This window comes from Winogradskyella sp. SM1960, assembly GCF_020179375.1.
Taxonomy (GTDB): domain Bacteria; phylum Bacteroidota; class Bacteroidia; order Flavobacteriales; family Flavobacteriaceae; genus Winogradskyella; species Winogradskyella marina.
In genome coordinates, this window is sequence record NZ_JAICBG010000006.1 from 147,482 (window position 1) to 167,731 (window position 20,250).

Below are 20,250 nucleotides of genomic sequence, written 5' to 3' on the forward strand. Positions count from 1 at the left end.
ATTATTTATTGGTATCTATAAAATTTAAAACTGTACTTGTAATAAATTCAATTTGTTCATCATCGAGTTCTGTATGCATTGGTAATGAAATTACAGATTTAACCAATGCATTTGTCACTGTAAAATCTGCTTCATTATAGCGGTCATCCAAATAGGCTTTTTGTCTATGTAATGGAATTGGGTAATACACTCCACATGGAATGTTTTTCGATTGTAAGTGCGTCACTAATGCATCACGATCTACACCTTTTAAATTTAAAGTATATTGATGAAACACATGGCAATCACAAGTATCGCAAATCCCTTCGCAATCCGTTAATCCACTAGGAACTGTAATGTTTGGATGATCTTTAAAGGCTTCATTATATTTTCTTGCTGTATTACGCCTTGTATCATTGTAAGTATCTAAATGCGGCAATTTAGCATCTAATACTGCCGCCTGAATAGAATCTAAGCGTGAATTTACACCGACCACATCGTGATGATAACGTTCATACATGCCATGATTAACGATACCTCTAATGGCATGCGCCAAATCATCGTCATTAGTAAAAATGGCTCCACCATCTCCATAACAACCTAAGTTTTTAGATGGAAAAAATGATGTTGAAGCGACATCACCAATAGCACCAGTCTTGGTTTTACTACCATCTTTATGTGTATAACTTGCTCCAATACCCTGAGCATTATCCTCAATAACATATAAATTATGTGCTTTTGCTAAGGCCATAATCTCATCCATTTCTGCAGCTAAGCCAAATAAATGCACTGGCACAATAGCTTTCGTTTTTGGTGTAATCGCCTTTTTTATGGCTTCGACATCAATATTAAAAGTCACAGGGTCTACATCAACTAAAACTGGAGTTAACTGTAGCAAAGCAATCACCTCAACAGTTGCTGCAAAGGTAAAATCTGCCGTAATAACTTCATCTCCCGGTTGTAATCCTAAACCCATCATTGCTATCTGTAAGGCATCCGTACCATTCGCACATGGTATAACATGTTTAACACCTAAGTAATTTTCGAGATTTTTTTGAAACTCATGCACTTTTGGTCCATTGATAAAAGTGGCACTGTCCATAACGTCTTGAATCGAAGGGTCTACTATATCTTTAATTTTGGCATATTGACTCTGAAGGTCAACCATTTGAATTTTTTTCATTCTGAATATTGCATTTAAGTATGAATATAAAAAAGCTAAAAGCTGTTAGCGAAAATACGAAATTGTAAGCGCTACGGCAACGCAATTAAATGAAAGAAATGTATTTTAGCACAAATTTTTGTTTTTGAAAGGACTCTATTCCATAGGAATTTATATCGCAAGTTTTGTTGTAAAGATTGCAGCTGTATTCAATTCTAAATTGAAGCAAGGAGTTATTGGCAGAAAACAAACCTTTACTAAACTTGAAAATACGATTCAACCTACGGATAAAAGCTTTTGGTTTCATTGTGCGTCCTTAGGTGAATACGAACAAGGCTTACCTGTTTTTGAAGCTTTAAAAGCCAAACATCCTGACTATAAAGTAGTGTTATCCTTCTTTTCGCCTTCTGGTTATGAGGTTAGAAAAAATGCTAAAATAGCTGATGTTGTGGTTTATCTTCCGCTTGATACTACAGCAAATGCTAAACGGTTTTTAGATTTGGTAAAACCAGATTATATACTGTTTGTAAAATATGAAATATGGCCTAATTTTCTAAATGAAATAAAAAAACGCGATTTGAACGCGATTTTGATTTCGGCCGTATTTAGAAACGATCATGCTTTTTTCAAATGGTATGGCAACTATGCCAAATCTGCTTTATTTGGTTTTAAGCATATTTTTACACAAGATGAAAATTCTAAACTATTATTAGAACGTATCGACTATAATTCCGTTTCCGTTTCTGGGGACACACGTTTTGATCGGGTTTCTAATCAACTAAAAACGGACAATTCTGTTTCTTTTATTGAAAGATTTAAAAGCGACAAATTATGTGTAGTTTTTGGCAGTACTTGGCCTGACGACGATAAATTATATATGGATTTTATCAATTCTAATAAGCATACAGATGTAAAGTATGTGATTGCTCCACATAATATAAAAGCGAGTTATGTGACTTCTTTAAAATCACAACTGAAGGTCAACACCATTTGTTATTCGGAATTAAATGAGAACGACAATTTAGCAGATTATAAGGTGTTTATTTTGGATACCATTGGGTATTTAAGCAAAGTGTATAGTTATGCGGATATGGCTTATGTTGGTGGAGGTGCAGGAAGCACTGGCTTGCACAATATATTAGAGCCTGCAGTGTTTGGAATGCCTATTCTTATTGGAAAAAACTATGACAAGTTTCCTGAGGCAAAAACACTTATTGATTTAGGTGGTCTCACCAGCTTGGCAAGTGCAACTGCTTTTGACTCTACGTTAACAGCTTTGATTACTGATAATACTTTGAGGAAACAGCAAGGACAAATTACGAAGTCTTATATCGCTTCTAATACTGGAGCTGTGCTTCAGATTATGAATTATTTCAATTCGTAACGTCTCCATTACAAATCAAATATCTATAGTCCGAAACGTTAAATTGATTCGTGGAGTTTTCACTTTTTTCGTTGGTGGTAATCGATGTAACCAATGGGTTTGTGTCGCTCCTTTCATGATTAACAGACTTCCTCTTTCTAACTGAATAGAAACGTTTTGTTTGGTTGCCTTATGTTTAAATGAAAATTTACGTTCTGCACCAAAACTTAAAGACCCAATAGCTCCATTCTTTTTTAAATCCTTTTCACCATCGCTATGCCAAGCCATGCCTTCGTCGCCACTGTGATATAAATTGAGTAAGCAAGAGTTAAAGGTTTCTCCAGTTTTTTGTTCTACCAATTCTTTGAGCTCCAAAAGTTCTCTAGTCCATGGCAGAGCCGATTTTGTGGTTTTAGAATAGGTGTAACTAAAAGGTTGATCTCCATACCAAGCCACTTTTCGTTTGGTGATAATGAGTTTTCCGAAAATGATGGCTTTATCGTTTTCCCAATGGATATTTTGAAATAATTTTTCGTAATAAACTTGGGCTTTAGCTAAAGACATTATGGAGCCATAATAATTCACTTCACCATCAAAAGGTAAAATATTAGATGCTATTTCTGAATTAAATAAGTCCATATATCACAAAGAGAAATGATACCAATCATTAAAATTTCGAATTCACTAAGCGATACATCAAAACAGCTGTTATTTTTGCTTGCGTCGCGACTGTCTTTAGATCACCAGTTTCGTTTATGGTATGATCGCCCCCTCCACCTGTAAGTCCTAGACCATCAATAGCCATGTCTACATATTCTGATGTAAATGAAATATCCGCAGCACCAGCATTTCTTGGATTTACCGCAGTCACTGAACCGAAACCTAAATCTTCACTTACCGTATTATAATAACCTAATAATTTTACATTACCATCCGTTCTCGTTAAAGGTGGATAAGCACCTGCTGAAAACGTTAATTCTGCTTTTGTTTTAGGATAATTTTCTGAAACAATTTTATGCATAGTTTCCTTAGCTTTTATCAATTGATTTAAGGACACAGCTCTCAAATCGCCACGAACAATGGTTTCTTGAGAAACTACATTAGACTTCCCGAAAGCGTGTCCACCAGTTCCATCTTCATCTGGCTTTAAAGTAGTACCTCCAATAATGAATCCTGGATTAAAGGTTAAATCTTTTTCTTTGGCCAATTGCACGTAAAACGCATTTAAAATTCTTGAGGTTTCATAAATCGCTCCTGCTCCAATCTCTTCCGTAAAAATCTGTGAGGAATGTGCAGGATTTCCAGTGACTTTAAGTTGCCAATCTGAAGAACCTCTTCTAGAAACGACAATGGTTTTTGGGTTATTATCTCCATTTTCAAACCCTAAAGCAATATCGGCGCGTTTTGCTGCATCTACTAAAGCTTTCTTAGATAACTCTATAGGATCTCCACTTTTTTCTTCATCTCCAGTCATTACAATTTCTATGGACATATCATCTAAAAGTCCGGCGTCATGCAAGGCTTGCATGGCTAGAATTATAATTACATCTCCTCCTTTCATATCAGCAACTCCAGGGCCTTTCATAATGGAATCGTTGAGCATAGTGTATTCTTGAAACGGACTATCCAATTCAAAAACCGTGTCTAAGTGACCAATCATTAGAAATTTTGGGCCTTTATTACCTTTTCTAGAGGCTATTAAATGTCCTGCTCTACCATAAGCATCACCATTGGTCAACTCTGTTTTAAAGCCTAATTTATCTAGTTCTATTTGATACAGTTTTCCAACGTCGCGTACACCTTCAAAATTCATAGTACCACTATTCATATTGACTGTTTTTCTAATCAAGTTGACAGCACTTTCTGTGTGGTTATCTACGGCTTTTATTATGTTTTTTTCTTTTCTGTTGTTTTGTGAAAAGCTTAAAAGTGAAAAACATAATAGGGTTATGAAAAGTGAGTTTTTTTTGTTCGCTTTTGAAATCATGTTTGATTGATTTTTAATATTATCTAGTCCATATTTTTGCCATACAATTCAATACAGATTTTAATAACTTAGAATTTAAGATATGACATTCACGTATTATTTGACTTTATTTCTAACTATCAATGGGTCATAATTCCAAAGATATTTAGTAAAAATAGATTAAATATAATCCAAATAGTAAAGTTTAAACGTATATAATATGGATGTACGCCGTTTTTTATCGAAAAAAATTTAATGTTTCGTTAAAATCATTATTTTCGTATATTAACATAAATTAACACTAAAACCAATAAAATGAAAAAAGTTGTATTAAGTTTAGCACTAGTTGCTGTATTAGGATTATCATTTACATCATGTAGAGAAACCGCTGAAAAAACTGGAGACGCAGTAGAAAACGCTACTGACGCTACAGGAGATGCTTTAGAAGATGCTGCTGATGCAGTTGAAGATACTGCCAACGATGCCGTTGATGCTGCTGACGAAGCTATTGACAGTACAAAAGATGCTGCTAGCGACGCTGCAGATTCAGCAGGTGAAGCTATAGATAACGCAAAGGATGCTGCTGGAGATGCAGTTGACAATGCTAAAGATGCTGCTAACGATGCCGTTGAAGGCGCAAAAAAAGCTGGTAACGATGCCGTTGACGAAGCTCAAAAAGCTGGTAACGATGCTATAGATAAAGCTAAAGGATTATAATATCCTAAATATCAAAAAATAAAAAAAGGCTTGATTTAAAAATCAAGCCTTTTTTTATACCTTATTTCTAAAATTTAATTTTTAAACGATTCGCTTTGTTTCAATTCACTAGGAACAACAATAGTCTCTAGCTTTAGAGTCTCATCTTTTATATTATCAATCAATAACCTTGTTGACATCTCACCTATTTTATGCGCTTTTTGATGAATAATTGAGATTTTTGGACTCGATAATACCTGAGTATGCTCATAACCAAAACCTACTACCGATAAATCTTTAGGAATTTCTTTTCCTAATTTTTTAGCCATATTTATTGCTACAATTCCTGTAACATGATCTATAGACAGAATGGCATCGATAGATGTATTCTCTTTTAAGCAGCTATAAATTCTCTTTTCAACATCAAGGTCAACTGCGTTATCTAATTTTAAAATATTAGGTTCTAAATTATAATCCTCCAATGCCTTCGTATAGCCACTTATTCTAAGCTGACCAACACTAAGTTCTTCAATATTACTGACTAAAAGAATGTTTTTTCGTTTCTCTTTTACAATTAAATGTTCGGTAGCCTCGTAAACAGATTGAAAATCATCTACAATGACTTTATTACATTCTATATCATCAACAACTCTATCAAACATTAAAACGGGAAGCTTACTTTTTATGGCAGACTTAATATGATCCGTTTGTTCCTTCACTTGGCTTTCTCTAGCAACTGCAATAATAAAACCATCAACACTTCCATTAGCCAATAGATCTAAGCTTCGCTTTTCTTTGTGCAAGGTTTCGTTAGATAAGCAAACAATAATATCGTAATCATTACTTGTTGCCGTTTTTTCAATGCCATGTAATACTTCCGCAAAAAAGGGATTGGTTACTGTTGGAAGAATAACACCAATAATCTTGGTCTTATTTGTTTTTAGTTGTTGTGCAATCCTATTCGGTTTATAGTTTAACTTAGCGGCCAACTCCTTAACTCTAATCCTTGTATTTTCACTGATTTCATGGCTGTCATTTAACGCTTTTGATACGGTTGAAACAGAAATATTCAAAAGGGCAGCTAATTCTTTGAGTGTTGTCATTTTATATTATTTAATCAAAAGTGAGGAAAACAGTTCCTTTATAACACGTATTTTATCCTCTTTTGTAATACACAACTGTTATAACTTTTTTTTCGTACTAGTTATCTAAAATAAACTATTCAGCTATTATTAGCAATTCACATTTATAGCACTAAATTAAAGCATCATGAACTTAAATCATAAAAAAAGCGTGTTTAAATATTATAAACACGCTTTTATACAAGATTTATTTATTGCTATTAATTAATCTCATTTCTTTATAAGCTTTACACTTTTAGTTCCATTAAGACCCTCAACTCTGGCAAAATATACACCTGATTTTAAAGCAGATGTATTAATTTTTGCTTCAGTTGCATTTGGCTTTAAAGTACTTACTTTATTTCCTAAAATATCAAATACAGTAATTGAAGTTATAGTTGTATTACTTTCAATATTCCAGTCAGCATTAGTTGGGTTAGGGAAAACTTTAAACGCAGCTGCCTCAAACTCACTTGTACTTAATGTACAGTCATCACCAACTTCATAGGTAAAATATTTTGTAACCGAAAGTCCGCCTGCATAAGCAAATTTACAAGCATAGGTAACTTCTTCACCAATGGTTAAATCATCAATCGTCGTTGAAAACGTTTTATCACCAAGATTATCCATTGGATATTCAGTAAAAGGAGTTTGTTGCCATAAATAAGCCACAAGACCTGCTTTATCATCAAGTAGTTGAAATGTAATCTCTACAGACGTACCAGTAGTCTCAAATGAGTAAAGGTAACCTGTTGTAAACTCTCCTTGTCCTGCTTCATCCGAAATACCTGAACATGCTGTATTGTCAGCTGGATCTGGAAGTTCTGGTTCTGGTTCTTCTGAATCTGCAACAGCTCCTGAAATATCATCGAACAAATAGGTTCCAACAACATCTGAAGAAGAACCAATACCTGAATCTACAAATATGACTAATTTACTATAAGAGGATAAACCACTACCAAAATTTAATTCAATATCGTGCCAATCGGTTCCTGTTGTTGTAAACGGTAATTGCACAGGACCACCAGACGATGCTTCTTCAAGTTTAAAAAGGTGTTCATTCACTTCCTCAGGACCAGCAGTCGTTGATCTTACTCTAAATGTTATTGTATTATTAGCTTCATCAGAAAGATCTATAGGGTTTTCTAGCACAACTTGAGCATGATCCCAGTCTGCACCAGAACCAGCAATTTCTAATACATTATTTGTAGCATCATCTGGATCTTCTATTATTGTCGCAACAGCATCTTCAAAAGCATACATAACATCATTAAACTCATCGCTAAAATCTACTGGTAAATTAAATGCTGGAGTCTCTGTTACATGAGGTGGTCCAGCGATGTCATCAATTAAATACGTTCCAGTCTCTGCATTACCAACGCCAAAATCTGTGAATATCACCATCTTACCATAATTTCCAAGACCAGAAGGAAAATCTAATGAAATCTCTTTCCATTGATCGTCTTCTGTTGTGAACACCAATTCGGTATTACTAGTAGTACCTTCTTCAAATTTTAATGCATGTGTGCGCACACCACCATCAGTTGTGTTTCTAAATCTGAATGTAATGGTGTTATTATTGTCATCAGATAAATCCAAGTTATTCTCAAAAAATACTTGAGCATTATCCCATTCGCTACCATTACCAGTAATTGATAATACATCATTAGTTGGATCGTCTGGATCTGTAACGTTTGCAATAATAACTTCAGGAACATCACCTACAATACCGTGTACTGTTGGATTACCATCTTGCGTAAATGTAAATGGCAACTCTTGACTGTACCCAAAGGCGACAATCATAAAAGCAAACAAAAATGTAATTTTTTTCATAATAAATTATATTGGTTAATTATTTAGTTTAATACAATATTACAGGGCTATGCAATGGTTTTTTGTAACCATAATTAGAGAACTCTAATATTGATTGCTTCAAATCTAAAATGAAATATTAATGATTCCCAAATATTTTACAATACAAAAAGCATACATCGTAATAATTTTCTTATATGATTGAAAAGTTGGCAATTTACCCTTGATTTTATGGGCATTTCACTAATTGCTAAATAGATAGAAAAGCTATGAATTATAACCCATTGTATAGGTAATGTAGTGTTGCTTAATATGCATGTTGTGGCTACCGCGAGCACAATGAAGTATCTTGACGTAATAAGTTAAATTAATTAGGCTTTAAATTGAATAAATACTACCATGAAAATATAAATAATCTGAACTTAATTAATATCAAAAAAAGAAGTTAGTGCCACATCGAACCTAGCATTTACAAAGTACCAAAACGCAAAGATATTGTATAATATTGTTGACGATTAACAGAACATTAATTGTTTAAATTTAACCGATAGAAATGTGTCTAATGTGCACGACCAACCAAAATAGGCCAATGAGATGGTTGTTAGAACAAAAAAAGCCATATTGATTAATTCAATATGACTTTTTTAGCGAATAATTATTCTAATCTAAGGGTGTTTTTATTTAATATTTTAACACTTCATTTTTATCCCAAATGCCCCAAAACGATCCAACATCTCCTTCTGCAGCCTTTTTCCAAGATTCATCAAAAGATGAAAAGTAGAACATCTCAATACCTTCTTCTTTAGACCATTGTTGAGAATTAATAAAGTACTTAAGTGCATTTTCTTCAGAAGGAAACGCACCTTCTAAGTTAGTCCCTTTATTTGGCCAACCGGTTTCTGTTATGATTACCTTTTTTCCGTTGCCAGCCTTTAATGCCCTATTATACATATCTTTAATGTATAATAGCGAATAATCCTGATCACAACCTTCCCAAAACGGGTAACAATTTGCTAAAATAATATCGCAAGCTTCTGTAATGTGAGGTCTATCTACAAATTCGTAGTAGGCGTCAACATAGCCAACTGGGATATTTTTAATAGATTTCTTAACATTATAAATGTGTTGTAATAGCTCTTCTTCCGTTAAATCTCCACGATACATCACTTCATTGCCTACTGAGGCAACATCCACATACCCTTGATTAGCTAGCTCTATAAGTCCCGAAACTTCTTTTTCATTTATAGCTTTATTATTTCCTAACCAAGCACCAACTAATGTTTTAAGTCCGTATTCCTTTGCAATTTTTGGAATTAACTCGTTACCTTCTGTACATGAAAAGGAACGAATCCAATTGGTATAAGGTTTTATGATTTCTATACGTCTTCTTACTTGAGATTCGGATAATTGGTCACCAGGCTCTTGGCCATCCATATAAGGACTAAAACAAAGACCATGTACACCTTGAGATAAAATGTTTTTATATATCGTTTTTAGTCCTTCAATATCCTTATCAGCATAATCTAAAGATGCTAATGCCAAAAATTTTTCTCCTCTTAAAGACATAATTAATATTCAGTTATTGGGTTGTATTCGTTTTACGTTGATCTAATTGGGCTCTCGTTTTATTAGCTTTTTCTTCGGTGATGTCGTAATTACGCATTATATACATAGCGACAAGCGTTCCTACCAAAGGAAAAAAGCAAAAGAAAGCATGTAAACCATCTACCGCAGATTGTTGGTCTGTCGTTGCTAAATTTGAATCAAAACCTACTATCCAAATAATAAACCCACTTAAAGCACCAGCAATAGCAAAACCTACTTTTACCATCCACCAATAAATAGCTCCAAAAATTCCTTCTCTACGCATGCCTGTATTGAGTTCATCTACATCTATTATATCCGCGGTCATAGACATCATTATAGTAAATAAGCTTCCAATACCGAAAGAGAAAAATGGAAGCGCTATGATATACAGCCACGGTTTACCAGGAACAAATAAAAACCACAATAATACATAGCCTATGATTGAAATGCCTTGCGCTAACATAAATGCTTTTTTCTTTCCAAATGCTTTAGACATCTTTGCTACTGCAGGTATAACAATAAAAGTTGTTCCTAATGCACCCAAGCAACCAAATAAAGATACCCAAACACCAGAGGCTTCTGCATCACCATTAAATAGTTTGTATACAATTACGAAAAACGTAAGTGCTGCTACCGTATTAAAGGCATTAAAAATTAAAAAGGTAGCTCCACATATTTTTCTAAATTCTTTAATTTTAAAAGCTTCAAGAAAGCTGTCATATATTTTCCGTAAGCTATTTCCAATGTTTGCTCTGTTTAAAGGCTCATAATCTTTATTAAGTGTTGACTCGCTTTTTATAAATAATGCAGGCACCATGGCACAAACTGCACACGGAATGGCAACCCAAACAGATAATTGCCTAACTGCTACATCAGCAGATGGAAACCAATCTTGATCGTACATTATAATCCAAAATAAAGGTGCTATTACCCAAGCCCATTGCCCAATAAATTGAGAAATCGCCATAATATTAGTACGCTCGTGGAAATCGTCACTCATCTCATATCCCATTGCTACGTATGGCACGCTAAACAGCGTAAGTCCTAAATAAAATATCAGCGACCATATAAAGAAATACCAGAAGTTAAATTCCAAAGAATTATCTCTATAAAGTTGCCACATAAAAATGTAGGCAATTCCCATAATGATACCGCCAATTAATACATACTGTCTTCGACGTCCCCATTTAGATTTTGTATTATCTGAAATAAAACCCATAATAGGATCCGTAATTGAATCGAATATTCTTGGCGCAAAGAAAATAACGCCCCACATCCAACCAGGAAAGCCTAAGTCCTCGACCAAAACCACCATAAATATTCCCATTATGGCAGGAAACATTTGATTAGCAAACATTCCTACTCCAAAGGCAACTTTTTGCCCAAATGGAACTTTGTTGGTTAGTGTGGACATAATTATAGTGTTTTAGATGGAATCAATATCGTTTGAATGGCTTGTTGACTAATTTTTACATTAACGGTGTCTTCTCCAAGCGATAGTGTAAAGTCTTTTGGTGTTTTCCCTTCGTTAAACAACACCACTGCAATAGATCCATCTGGATTTGTTGCTGCTGTAACCATAAGGTCCTTTACTCCATTCTCTACACCAATAACCTCTGCTCCTGGTCTTATATACTTACTAAAATGAGCCATAGTGTAATACAATGGTGTAAAGTAAACTTCATCCGCATCTGGATCTACAATTACTGGTGCCGCACACCAATTCTCAAACCAGTTGGGACCACCTTGACGGTCTAAAACCATGTTCCAATCTATCCAACCGTCAACCCAATTGTTTAGACAACCAATGATATCTCTTGCGTAGCGGTTTACAGGTGCATATTTTGGGTGTAAGTGTTTCTTATCATCTTCACGCCAGTCATAACCCCAATCCGTAGCTTCTTTTTTCCAATACCAAGCATCATCTTGCCATGCAGGAACTTCTGAATCTACACATCCTTCTGTTTCTATTAAGTACTTGTCTGGTGCTTTTTCATGTGCATATTGCAACTCTTCTGGAAAATAATCATATGTACTCTCGTACCAATGGATTGCTGTACCCGCAAAATATTTAGAAGAAGCTTCATCTTTAAACATGGCATCTACCCATTCTCCTAAACCTGCTCGGTTTTGATCGTAACCAAGGATATTAACGTCTCCATAACCATCAGCTTCTAATTTTGGTCCTAAATGGTTTTGTACAAATTCCGTTTCTGTTTCTGGTGTAAAGTGCATACTTTCCCAGTTATTTCCATTTCCATGTGGCTCATTAACTGGTGTTAAACCCCAAATATCTATGCCTTCAGCTTTATAAGCCTCTAAGTATTTAGAAAAATAGAGAGCAAATGCATCGTAATATTTTGGTAATAATGTACCACCTACATATTCTTTATTGTCTTTCATCCATGGTGGTGATGTCCAAGGTGATGCTATGATTCCGAAACCATCTTTTGAAATGGCTTGAGCTTCTTTAATCATCGGAATTAAATCATCTCGATCTTCCTCAATACTGAAATTTTTCATTTCCATATCATCTGCAACTGGTGCATACGTATAGTTATTTAAAGAAAAATCACATGAAGCGATATGTGTTCTTGTTAATGAATAACGTGCTCCTTCATCTGCAAAATACGCTTGAAGAATAGTGTCGCGATTCTTTTTACTCAACTTATTTAATAAGTAAGCCGAAGACTCTGTAAACGAACCACCAAAACCTGTTATAGTTTGAAACTTTTGTTCTGGTAATATTTTTATAACTGCTGAAGAATCTACTTTAGAAAACTCCGTAATTCTGGTCAGTTTATTTCCACTTTCTGAAGTTTCGTATACCTCAACATTTAAGTCTTTGCTTTCTTTATTCTCTTTTTTTTCAGAATTACAACTCATTATTGTGAGAGTTAAGAGAACCAATATGCTGTTTCTTGTTGTTTTCATATTCAACTTTATCAATTATTAGTTTGATTTACATTTGTATAGATGTCCTTTACCACATCAAATACTTGTTTTTTGTTTCTATCGATATCAACGATGCCCCAAAATTCTTCATTTGGGCTACCATCAAAAGGTACACCTGTACTGTTTGGTGCTGTTCCTCCAGTATCTTGTACTTCATTGTTTCCTGCTTTCCACCAGCCATCTGTATATTGAAACAAAGTGACTCCAGAACAAATATCCTGACCATTAAATGTTGCTTTCAGAATAATTTCTGTGGCATCTGCCTGTGCTAATTCATTTACACCTTGCTCATAACCATCTTTTGCGATTTGCATATAACTATCAGCTCCTGTTTCGGCTAAATACATTGGTTTTTCGCTAACTTCTTTCCATTCTTTAAAAATGGTTTCTGGTCGTACAAATCTGTATACGTTCATTCCCCAAACATCAATATTTGGACTCATAGACAATGCTAATTCGTTTGGTAAATCGCCATGAGCAGTAGTTACAGGATGTGATGGATCATTTTTGTGAATTAAAGCTGCTGCATCGTTCATAGCAGTGTACCAATTCTTAATATCTCCATCAAACCATTCTGGATGATAATTGTATTCATTACCCAATTCCCACATTAAAATGGCATTGTGATTTTTGTATTTGTTCACATAATCTATAAATGAACCTGAAAGAATATCATTTTTACCACCTTGGTTATAACCAAATCCGATAATTACTTTTAAACCTGCTTCATTAATTTCGTCAAGCACACTTTCTTCTACAATTGGTGCATAAACTCTAATGGTGTTAATGCCAGCTTCAACCATCAACTCTAAATCTTGCGTTAAGGTTCCAAAATCTCTTTTAACCTCACTGCCCTTTGGCACTGGGTGGTAACAGATGCCTTTGATTAAATAAAATTCGTCATTAACCATGAGTTGTCGCCCAGACACTGAAACAACATCGTTAGTTACAATGTCTCTTTCAACAGGTGCAACTTCTTTTTTTGTTTCGTTTTTACATGACATAAAAGCGAATAAAATTACGGTTATGAATAAGCTATTTTTCATTATTAATTCTTTTGATAATCTGTATTTGGTACTAAAACATCCTTCATTAACGCATCTAGATTACCATTATAGGTTTTGGTAATTGGTTTTCCATCTCTGGTTAAACCATCAAATATGTCTTCATCTACCAAATTCCAAAGTGGATATTTTGCTTGGCTTTGTAAATTGATTAACCCGAAGTGATTTTCTGATCCCAAAGCATTATGTCCGTCTTTCCATTGTTCGTCAAAAGCTTCAAAATAGAAACAAGAAATGTTTTCCGTGTTGGTCCACTCGCGCAAATACTTATAGTAGAGTCCTTGTTTATATTCGTCTGTGGCTCTTGAACCCTTTTCACCATAATGACCATTAGATACTGTTGCCCAACCTGTTTCCCCAATATGAATTGGTTTATTGACGCCAATACTTTTCATATAATTTGAAACGCTATCGTATTGACTTTTAGAAAACTCTAAGGCACGTAACATCGCAGCATCTATTTTTTCTTTATCTGATAAATGCATCTCATTTTCTGGGACTTTCCAAAATTCAGAATTGTAATGTGAATTGTGATATGGATACGTATGCATCGAAATATAATCTACGGCATGCGCAATTTTTTCTAAATCTTCTGTATGATAACTTGGATCGCCTCCTCCCCAAGAGGCAAAATCATCTGAGCTTGTAATCCATAAATCTTTAGGTAATTCTCCAGACTTCTTTAAATCTTGAAGGTGGTTTACCCATTTCAAAATGATCCATGGCTCTACAAAATAACTTGTCGCCCATCTGACCATTGCTTCATTTCCTACCGCCAAAATTTTCACAACATCAGGATATTGTTTCGCTAACTCTACAGCTGTATTTACCTCAACAGGATTTCTTTCACTTTCTGCATTATGGTTTGGATCTCCGTTTCCAGTATCGAATGCATTTTCACAATCAATCCAAATACCCAACATCACATACATCTCGAAATCTGTATCTTCTTTTTTTAATTCCGTTATGGCTTTAAGCACATTTTCGGCATGTGCAAAGTGAACATTATACGTTCGCAACACTTTTACTCCCATAGCACTTAGGATTTTCATATCCTCTTTAAGCTCTAGAATTGAAGGTTGCACCTCCCGTTGTTTTTCTCGGTAACCTCCATAAGAAATTGCCAAATATTCCGGGTTTCCTAAAATGTCTTTTGCACTCACAGTTTGTTCTTCTTTTACGGTTGTATCGTTGTCTTCTTCTTTTTTTTCATCCTTACATGAAATGACCAATAGCATTGCAAAAACATATACCGTTAATTTTAAAATTCCTTTCATGTTAACTGTTTTTCTACCTATTTACCGACACTATAATTTGATTGACCTCTCCTGTGCGATTAAAAATGTCGTTACTTGTTGTTGTATCGAGTTTTAAATCTTTAAACTTTAAAACAGAACCATCAGTTTTTACAACTTCTATTTTAGTTTCATTTTCAAGCTTATAAATAATTGGCACTTGGCAATAGGTAAAACAAAGTGAGTTTTCATTCAGTTGAATTGTTTTTTGCTCTTTATTAATACTTGTATAGTGGAATTCTTTTGAGGTCCTTAAAAATTCTTCGTTTCTTAAAAGTCTTGGATTAAAATATAGTTTTCCGTCTTCAACAAAAACTCCTAATTCTCCAAAACGACATAAGACATCTTCTTTTACCTGACCTGTCATTCCTGGTTGTTGTGCACCTTTTCCTCCTGGTGTGTGCGAATAAGGATCTGTTGGAAACGCTCCATATAATTCTGGTGATTTATGAGCACCAATTCCTTCGTTAATCTCGTAATAATGCTCTAATAATCTGCCGATAGTTTCTTCACTTTCGTTAGTGTTTACCGCCAATAAACAGTTTTCTTGAACTGCTAATAATAATTTAGACACCATGTGCCAATAAATTGATCCTAAACCTTCGTAACCATAAAATGTACCTGAACGACCTGTAAATGATTTATGATCGAATAGCTCTTCAAAAATGGCTAACAATAATGGTTTTTCCGCTTCAACTAAATCGTCATATTGTCCTTCTGGCAAGTCTTTTAATGCAGCTTTTAAACTGTCTGCATTATTAAAATTACCGTTAAAATGATATTGACCTGTGGTATCTTTTTCAATAATCTGCGTGTTATTATCGGCAATTAATTGCTTCAATAACTTTGATTTTTCTACAGCTTTAGATGGAATGTTGTTCTTATCTACAAAACGCGCTAATTCTTTATTAGGATATAAAATATAGCTGTATTGATCTGCTCTAAAAAGTGCACTTGCTTTTAAGGCATCTAATAAACTCAACGCTTCTTTTGGCTCTAAATAACCCGAACTTAACACAGCAACTTGACCTTCTAACATTTCTGGCAAATAAGAAACAGACACTTCCTTGTCGTTTTCTACCGTCATTAAGTTATAGGCATGATACAAGTTATCTGCGCGTTTATTTGCTTTAATCGTATGGTCTAAATAGTGTTTTAGCACTTTAAAAAACGCAAGTAAATCGGCTTTTGAAATGGATGCCTTATCACTTGTAAATCCGGCTTCGTATATGTTTAACCTGTAATCACTTCCTGCAGAACCCAAGCCATCTAAAATGGTTTTTCGTTCTGAATCTGAAACTTTACCAGACAGTACACTTTCATTGTCATTTAATGTTGACACCACACCTTCAAAGAAGGTTTTTAATTCTATTGATAGGTTGTATTCTGCATCAGTAGCATTCTCTACGATACCTTCAAAGAAATTGATAAAACGTCTGAGGTAATATAATGTTACCATTGAAACTCCATTACCAACTAAAGCGTTGTTAGCATCGTTCCATTCAGGACGTTGTGTGTTTAACCAAATTCCCCCTTCTGGAATGAAGTTAGACACCTTTGCGAGAACGGTTGCTAATAATTTTTCGATCAAATTAACTTTATGGATGAAGTAATTTTCATCTCTTAATAAAGCGCCATCTGCACCTAATCTTTCTTTTACAAGATTGATTTTATTGTGTAATTCGTGATCAAAATCAATGGTGTCTTTAGGATTTTTTAAAGTGTCTTGATAACTCTTAATCTTGTAAGGCACATTGGCGTAAACAAACACATCTTGGGTAAAACTCTTAGATAATTTATTAGGATAATGGTTCTCAATAAACTCTAAGAACTTTAATAAATAGATAATTTGATGATCTCCCCAATATCCAATGTAAGACCATGGATCATCTTCCTCTATGGCTTCCCAATCGAACCCATCTTTTGTTACGCGGTAAGGATTGTAACCTTCGAAGGTAGTGGCGTTAAAAAACTTATGAATCATACCTTCCATAAAAGCAGGATACGAATGCGCTAATGTTTCCCAGTTTTGGAAAATATCTCTCCAATTACCTTCGTAATCTAAAATTTTAGAACCATCTACTTCACTACGTGTGTTGATAGAAAACTTGTTCCAAGGTCGACTTGGATCTCCATGTCTTCTACTAAATTTAAGTGGTAAATATTCGTAACATAAGCGTTTAAAATTGCTATCATCATCTTGATCTGCAATGTTTTTAATCTCATCTACCGTAAAAAGCTCAGGTAAACTAGTTAAAATAGCTTCTTTACTTTTAGACACTTTTACATTAGCCTTGGCCATGTATTTTAGAAAGTCTTCTTTTTCAATTTTGTAATCATCATCAAAAATTCCACCTCTCATAATGTTGAAAAGCGTATTGGCGAAATGTCTTGTATTTCTTAATTGATCGTTACCTAATTGAATACCGTCGGAAGCTCCTACCAATTCTAAAAGATGTTTTGTACCAGCATCGATATCTTGCTGTACAAGGTCTTCAAGATTCGTATGTCCTTTTATTTTTTCTGAAATATTATTTATCGCACTAATCGTTTGGTTGACGTCCGCCACAAACATCCAGTTGTTTTCTGCGTTTGGCTCTAAGCTTAAATCCTTGCAAATAAAGTAAGCCCCTTTTTCCGCTCTTATATCTTTTTCTTGTGAAATAGCTTTACCATTCCTAAACTCATTTAACTGTAAGGAGGATATTAAATGCGTTGGATTTTCTAATCCTGAAAACCAAACTGTGTTCGCTTTTAAAGCTTCACTCGGTTCTGCTTTATCTACAATAATGGCGCTTAAGGCAAAAATACCAATCCCTGAATCTGTTTCTAATTCGCACTTCTTATAGGCATCGATTAAATTACTCGTGACATTTTGAAATACCGACGTTAAGCCATAAGGCAAAATATTTTGAATACCATCTAAAATGGTTACCTCAACATTTTCGTTTGAATTGTTGATAATATTAGCCTTTCTTACAAACCCGAATTGATCACTTGTATTCCACTCGTATCTAAACGTTAAGTTTAAATCATCATTTATTTCTTCAAAAAGCAATTTATTTCCATAGCTGTTTTTGTAAAGATTTCGTTTTGTTGCATAGACATCTTGGTATCGGTTAGAAAACGGTTCCCATAAAAATGTTTTATCGTCTTTATGAACCTGAACTATGGTTTTACTACCAGTAGTTTCTAAAGATTCTGTGATCTTATCATCGGTATAATAGGGGAACAATGCATTATTAGAGTCCTTTCTTCCTGCAGTTAATGCTCCATTACTTGAAATAAACATCCAGTGATTAGAATTACTAACAAGACTCATAAAAAACGGTCTCATCTTATCACTGTTAGAGATTTTATAATAGTCTTCATTATGAAGCGAAACGAGTTCTCCTTTAACTTCAAATTCATCGTTTGAAGCTCTATTATTTCCTATGTATACGGGTTTTTTTGTCATTGGTAATTATATTCTTTCAATATGAAGCGCTATTAAAAAAATAAGATTATTCTTCTAAGAAACACTTTTCGAAATGTATTTGATGGGATAAAAAAGGCTGAACAGTACAGCTCAACCTTTTATGATATACAATATTAGATTGCTATTAAATTCTATTTAAAATCTCTTAGCTCTTGGCTTATTGATATACTCTTACATAATCAACTTCCATGCTATCTTCTGTGAAATTTGGATCTATTGTTCCTCCTAAAGTTCCTCCCATTGCCACGTTTAGAATAAAGAAGAAGTCACTATGAAATGGTAAATTCGCAGAGTTCTCTATAGTATGAAAAACTTCATTATCTACTAAGAATGTAATTGATTGGGCAGTCCACTCTACCGAATAAAGATGAAACTCTGTGGTTGATGTTGTTAATTGCGTACTTGCAGAATCACCAGCACCTGGAGATACAGCAGGATGATGAACAGTTGATAGAACTGTATTTTTATCCTGTCCTTTTTGCTCCATAATATCAATTTCACCACATGCAGGCCAAGTGTTTGTTTGATAATCAGAGCCAAGCATCCAAATTGCTGGCCAAGTACCAACAGTACTTGGTAATTTTGCTCTAATTTCAGCTCTTCCGTATGTGAAATCGTACAAACCTTCTGACTTTATTCTTGCAGATGTATAGCTATTACCGTTAGCTTTGGCTGTAATTTTTAAGAAACCATCCTCTACAATCACATTTTCTTCATTAGATGTATATGTTTGAGATTCTTGATTTCCCCAACCACCTGCGCCAAGATCGTAAGTCCAGTTTGCAGCATCAGGAGCACCATCTACATCAAACTCATCAGACCAAACTAAATCATTAAAAACAGAATTAAACTCTCCGCCACTAGATTCATCTTCTGAGGTTAATATAAACCACCAGTCAAAATCATTATTAGCATCTGTTGTTTTTAATATTATTTCATTAGGAACTGATCTGTCAAAAATTTCATAACTATGACTGCCTGTGTAATAAGAAATAAACCCTAAACCTCCTAAGTTTATAGTTTCAACTCCACCTGGTGCAATTATTACAAAACTCTCTGTATAATCATTATATGGAACATTTTCAACATCATCACCGTTTGGTGTTCCGCCTTGTCCAATTTCACTCACTAATCCTCCACGTCCAAATATTGTACCTGAAGCATCTTCATTGTTAATATTTGTAATGTGTGTGAATGTACCATCGTTACCAAAGATAAATCGGTCATCGTACATACCAACTCCAACTTTTTCTTGAGGTCCTGCACCATACCACTCAGAAACTACTCCTCCTCCAACTGGACCTAAGCCAAAATGGCCAGGTGTTTCAGATTTTAATCTCCAAACTTTTGTACCGTCTCCAATTAATTTATCCACTAATTCTTGTGGTGGTGTATAGGTTGCTAATACATCTACAGTTATTGATGTTGTTGTAGAAACTCCACCTGTACCATATGCAATAACATTTACAACGTAAGTGTTAACTCCAAGATTTGTAAATAAGGCATCAACTGTTCCTGAAGGCGCACTTGACTCTGTTCCATTATAGATAAACTTATAGCTAATTGCATTGTCTGCAGATGCCGATAGCGTTACAACTCCACTTCCATCTCCATTTGGATTTGAAGCATCTTGTCCTACAACATCGGCAGTTACAACTAGGTTACTAGGTGCAATTACATCTCCGAAAACTGCATCTTCCTCTTCACAGCCTAAAACGACAAATAAAACAGCAAGACAACTTATTAAGGTATACTTTATATTTTTCATAATC

14 protein-coding genes are annotated in these 20,250 nt (G+C 34.5%); 2 read left to right on the forward strand and 12 right to left on the reverse strand.

The features are described from left to right. Nucleotide 1: 1 nt before the first annotated feature. Nucleotides 2–1,162: a DegT/DnrJ/EryC1/StrS family aminotransferase gene (locus K1X16_RS14445; RefSeq protein ID WP_195871502.1), complete on the reverse strand. Its 1,161-nt coding sequence runs from the start codon at nt 1,160–1,162 to the stop codon at nt 2–4. A 124-nt stretch (nt 1,163–1,286) separates the two neighbouring features. Here K1X16_RS14445 and K1X16_RS14450 point away from each other — a divergent pair, with 124 nt between their 5' ends. Next, complete coding sequence (locus K1X16_RS14450; protein ID WP_225036913.1) at nt 1,287–2,525, forward strand: 3-deoxy-D-manno-octulosonic acid transferase; 1,239 nt, start codon at nt 1,287–1,289, stop codon at nt 2,523–2,525. A gap of 15 nt (nt 2,526–2,540) precedes the next feature. Here the strand turns inward: K1X16_RS14450 and K1X16_RS14455 are convergent, their stop codons facing one another. Both K1X16_RS14455 and K1X16_RS14460 read right to left on the reverse strand, forming a co-directional pair. Beyond that, on the reverse strand, nt 2,541–3,143 hold the full coding sequence (locus K1X16_RS14455; protein WP_225036914.1) for an alpha-ketoglutarate-dependent dioxygenase AlkB family protein: 603 nt from the start codon (nt 3,141–3,143) through the stop codon (nt 2,541–2,543). A gap of 28 nt (nt 3,144–3,171) precedes the next feature. After that, nucleotides 3,172–4,491 carry a M20/M25/M40 family metallo-hydrolase gene (locus K1X16_RS14460; protein ID WP_225036915.1) on the reverse strand — a complete coding sequence of 440 codons (1,320 nt, stop codon included), beginning with the start codon at nt 4,489–4,491 and terminating at the stop codon, nt 3,172–3,174. A 294-nt stretch (nt 4,492–4,785) separates the two neighbouring features. Between K1X16_RS14460 and K1X16_RS14465 the strand changes: the two genes are divergently transcribed. Then, entirely contained in the window at nt 4,786–5,187 is a 402-nt protein-coding gene (locus K1X16_RS14465) for a hypothetical protein (RefSeq protein ID WP_225036916.1), read from the forward strand. 74 nt (nt 5,188–5,261) lie between these two features. On the opposite strand, the gene K1X16_RS14470 is transcribed toward K1X16_RS14465, so the two are convergent. The 9 genes from K1X16_RS14470 to K1X16_RS14510 form a co-directional block, all read right to left on the reverse strand. Then, entirely contained in the window at nt 5,262–6,269 is a 1,008-nt protein-coding gene (locus K1X16_RS14470; protein WP_225036917.1) for a LacI family DNA-binding transcriptional regulator, read from the reverse strand. Nucleotides 6,270–6,518: 249 nt separating this feature from the next. Further along, a complete protein-coding gene (locus K1X16_RS14475; protein WP_195871508.1) occupies nt 6,519–8,120 on the reverse strand; it encodes a T9SS type A sorting domain-containing protein in 1,602 nt (533 codons plus the stop codon). Nucleotides 8,121–8,780: 660 nt separating this feature from the next. Beyond that, entirely contained in the window at nt 8,781–9,665 is an 885-nt protein-coding gene (locus K1X16_RS14480; RefSeq protein ID WP_225036918.1) for a glycosyl hydrolase family 17 protein, read from the reverse strand. Nucleotides 9,666–9,678: 13 nt separating this feature from the next. After that, a complete protein-coding gene (locus tag K1X16_RS14485; RefSeq protein ID WP_225036919.1) occupies nt 9,679–11,100 on the reverse strand; it encodes an MFS transporter in 1,422 nt (473 codons plus the stop codon). Nucleotides 11,101–11,102: 2 nt separating this feature from the next. Continuing rightward, the gene (locus K1X16_RS14490; protein WP_225036920.1) at nt 11,103–12,620 is read right to left on the reverse strand and encodes a glycoside hydrolase family 30 protein; all 1,518 of its coding nucleotides are present in this window, start codon (nt 12,618–12,620) and stop codon (nt 11,103–11,105) included. A gap of 11 nt (nt 12,621–12,631) precedes the next feature. Beyond that, on the reverse strand, nt 12,632–13,687 hold the full coding sequence (locus K1X16_RS14495) for a glycoside hydrolase family 2 TIM barrel-domain containing protein (RefSeq protein WP_225036921.1): 1,056 nt from the start codon (nt 13,685–13,687) through the stop codon (nt 12,632–12,634). 2 nt (nt 13,688–13,689) lie between these two features. Then, entirely contained in the window at nt 13,690–14,982 is a 1,293-nt protein-coding gene (locus tag K1X16_RS14500; protein ID WP_225036922.1) for a glycosyl hydrolase family 17, read from the reverse strand. A gap of 13 nt (nt 14,983–14,995) precedes the next feature. Then, nucleotides 14,996–18,457 (reverse strand): hypothetical protein, encoded by a 3,462-nt coding sequence (locus K1X16_RS14505; protein ID WP_225036923.1) that lies wholly within the window; start codon nt 18,455–18,457, stop codon nt 14,996–14,998. 178 nt (nt 18,458–18,635) lie between these two features. After that, on the reverse strand, nt 18,636–20,246 hold the full coding sequence (locus K1X16_RS14510; protein WP_225036924.1) for a family 16 glycosylhydrolase: 1,611 nt from the start codon (nt 20,244–20,246) through the stop codon (nt 18,636–18,638). Nucleotides 20,247–20,250: the final 4 nt, after the last annotated feature.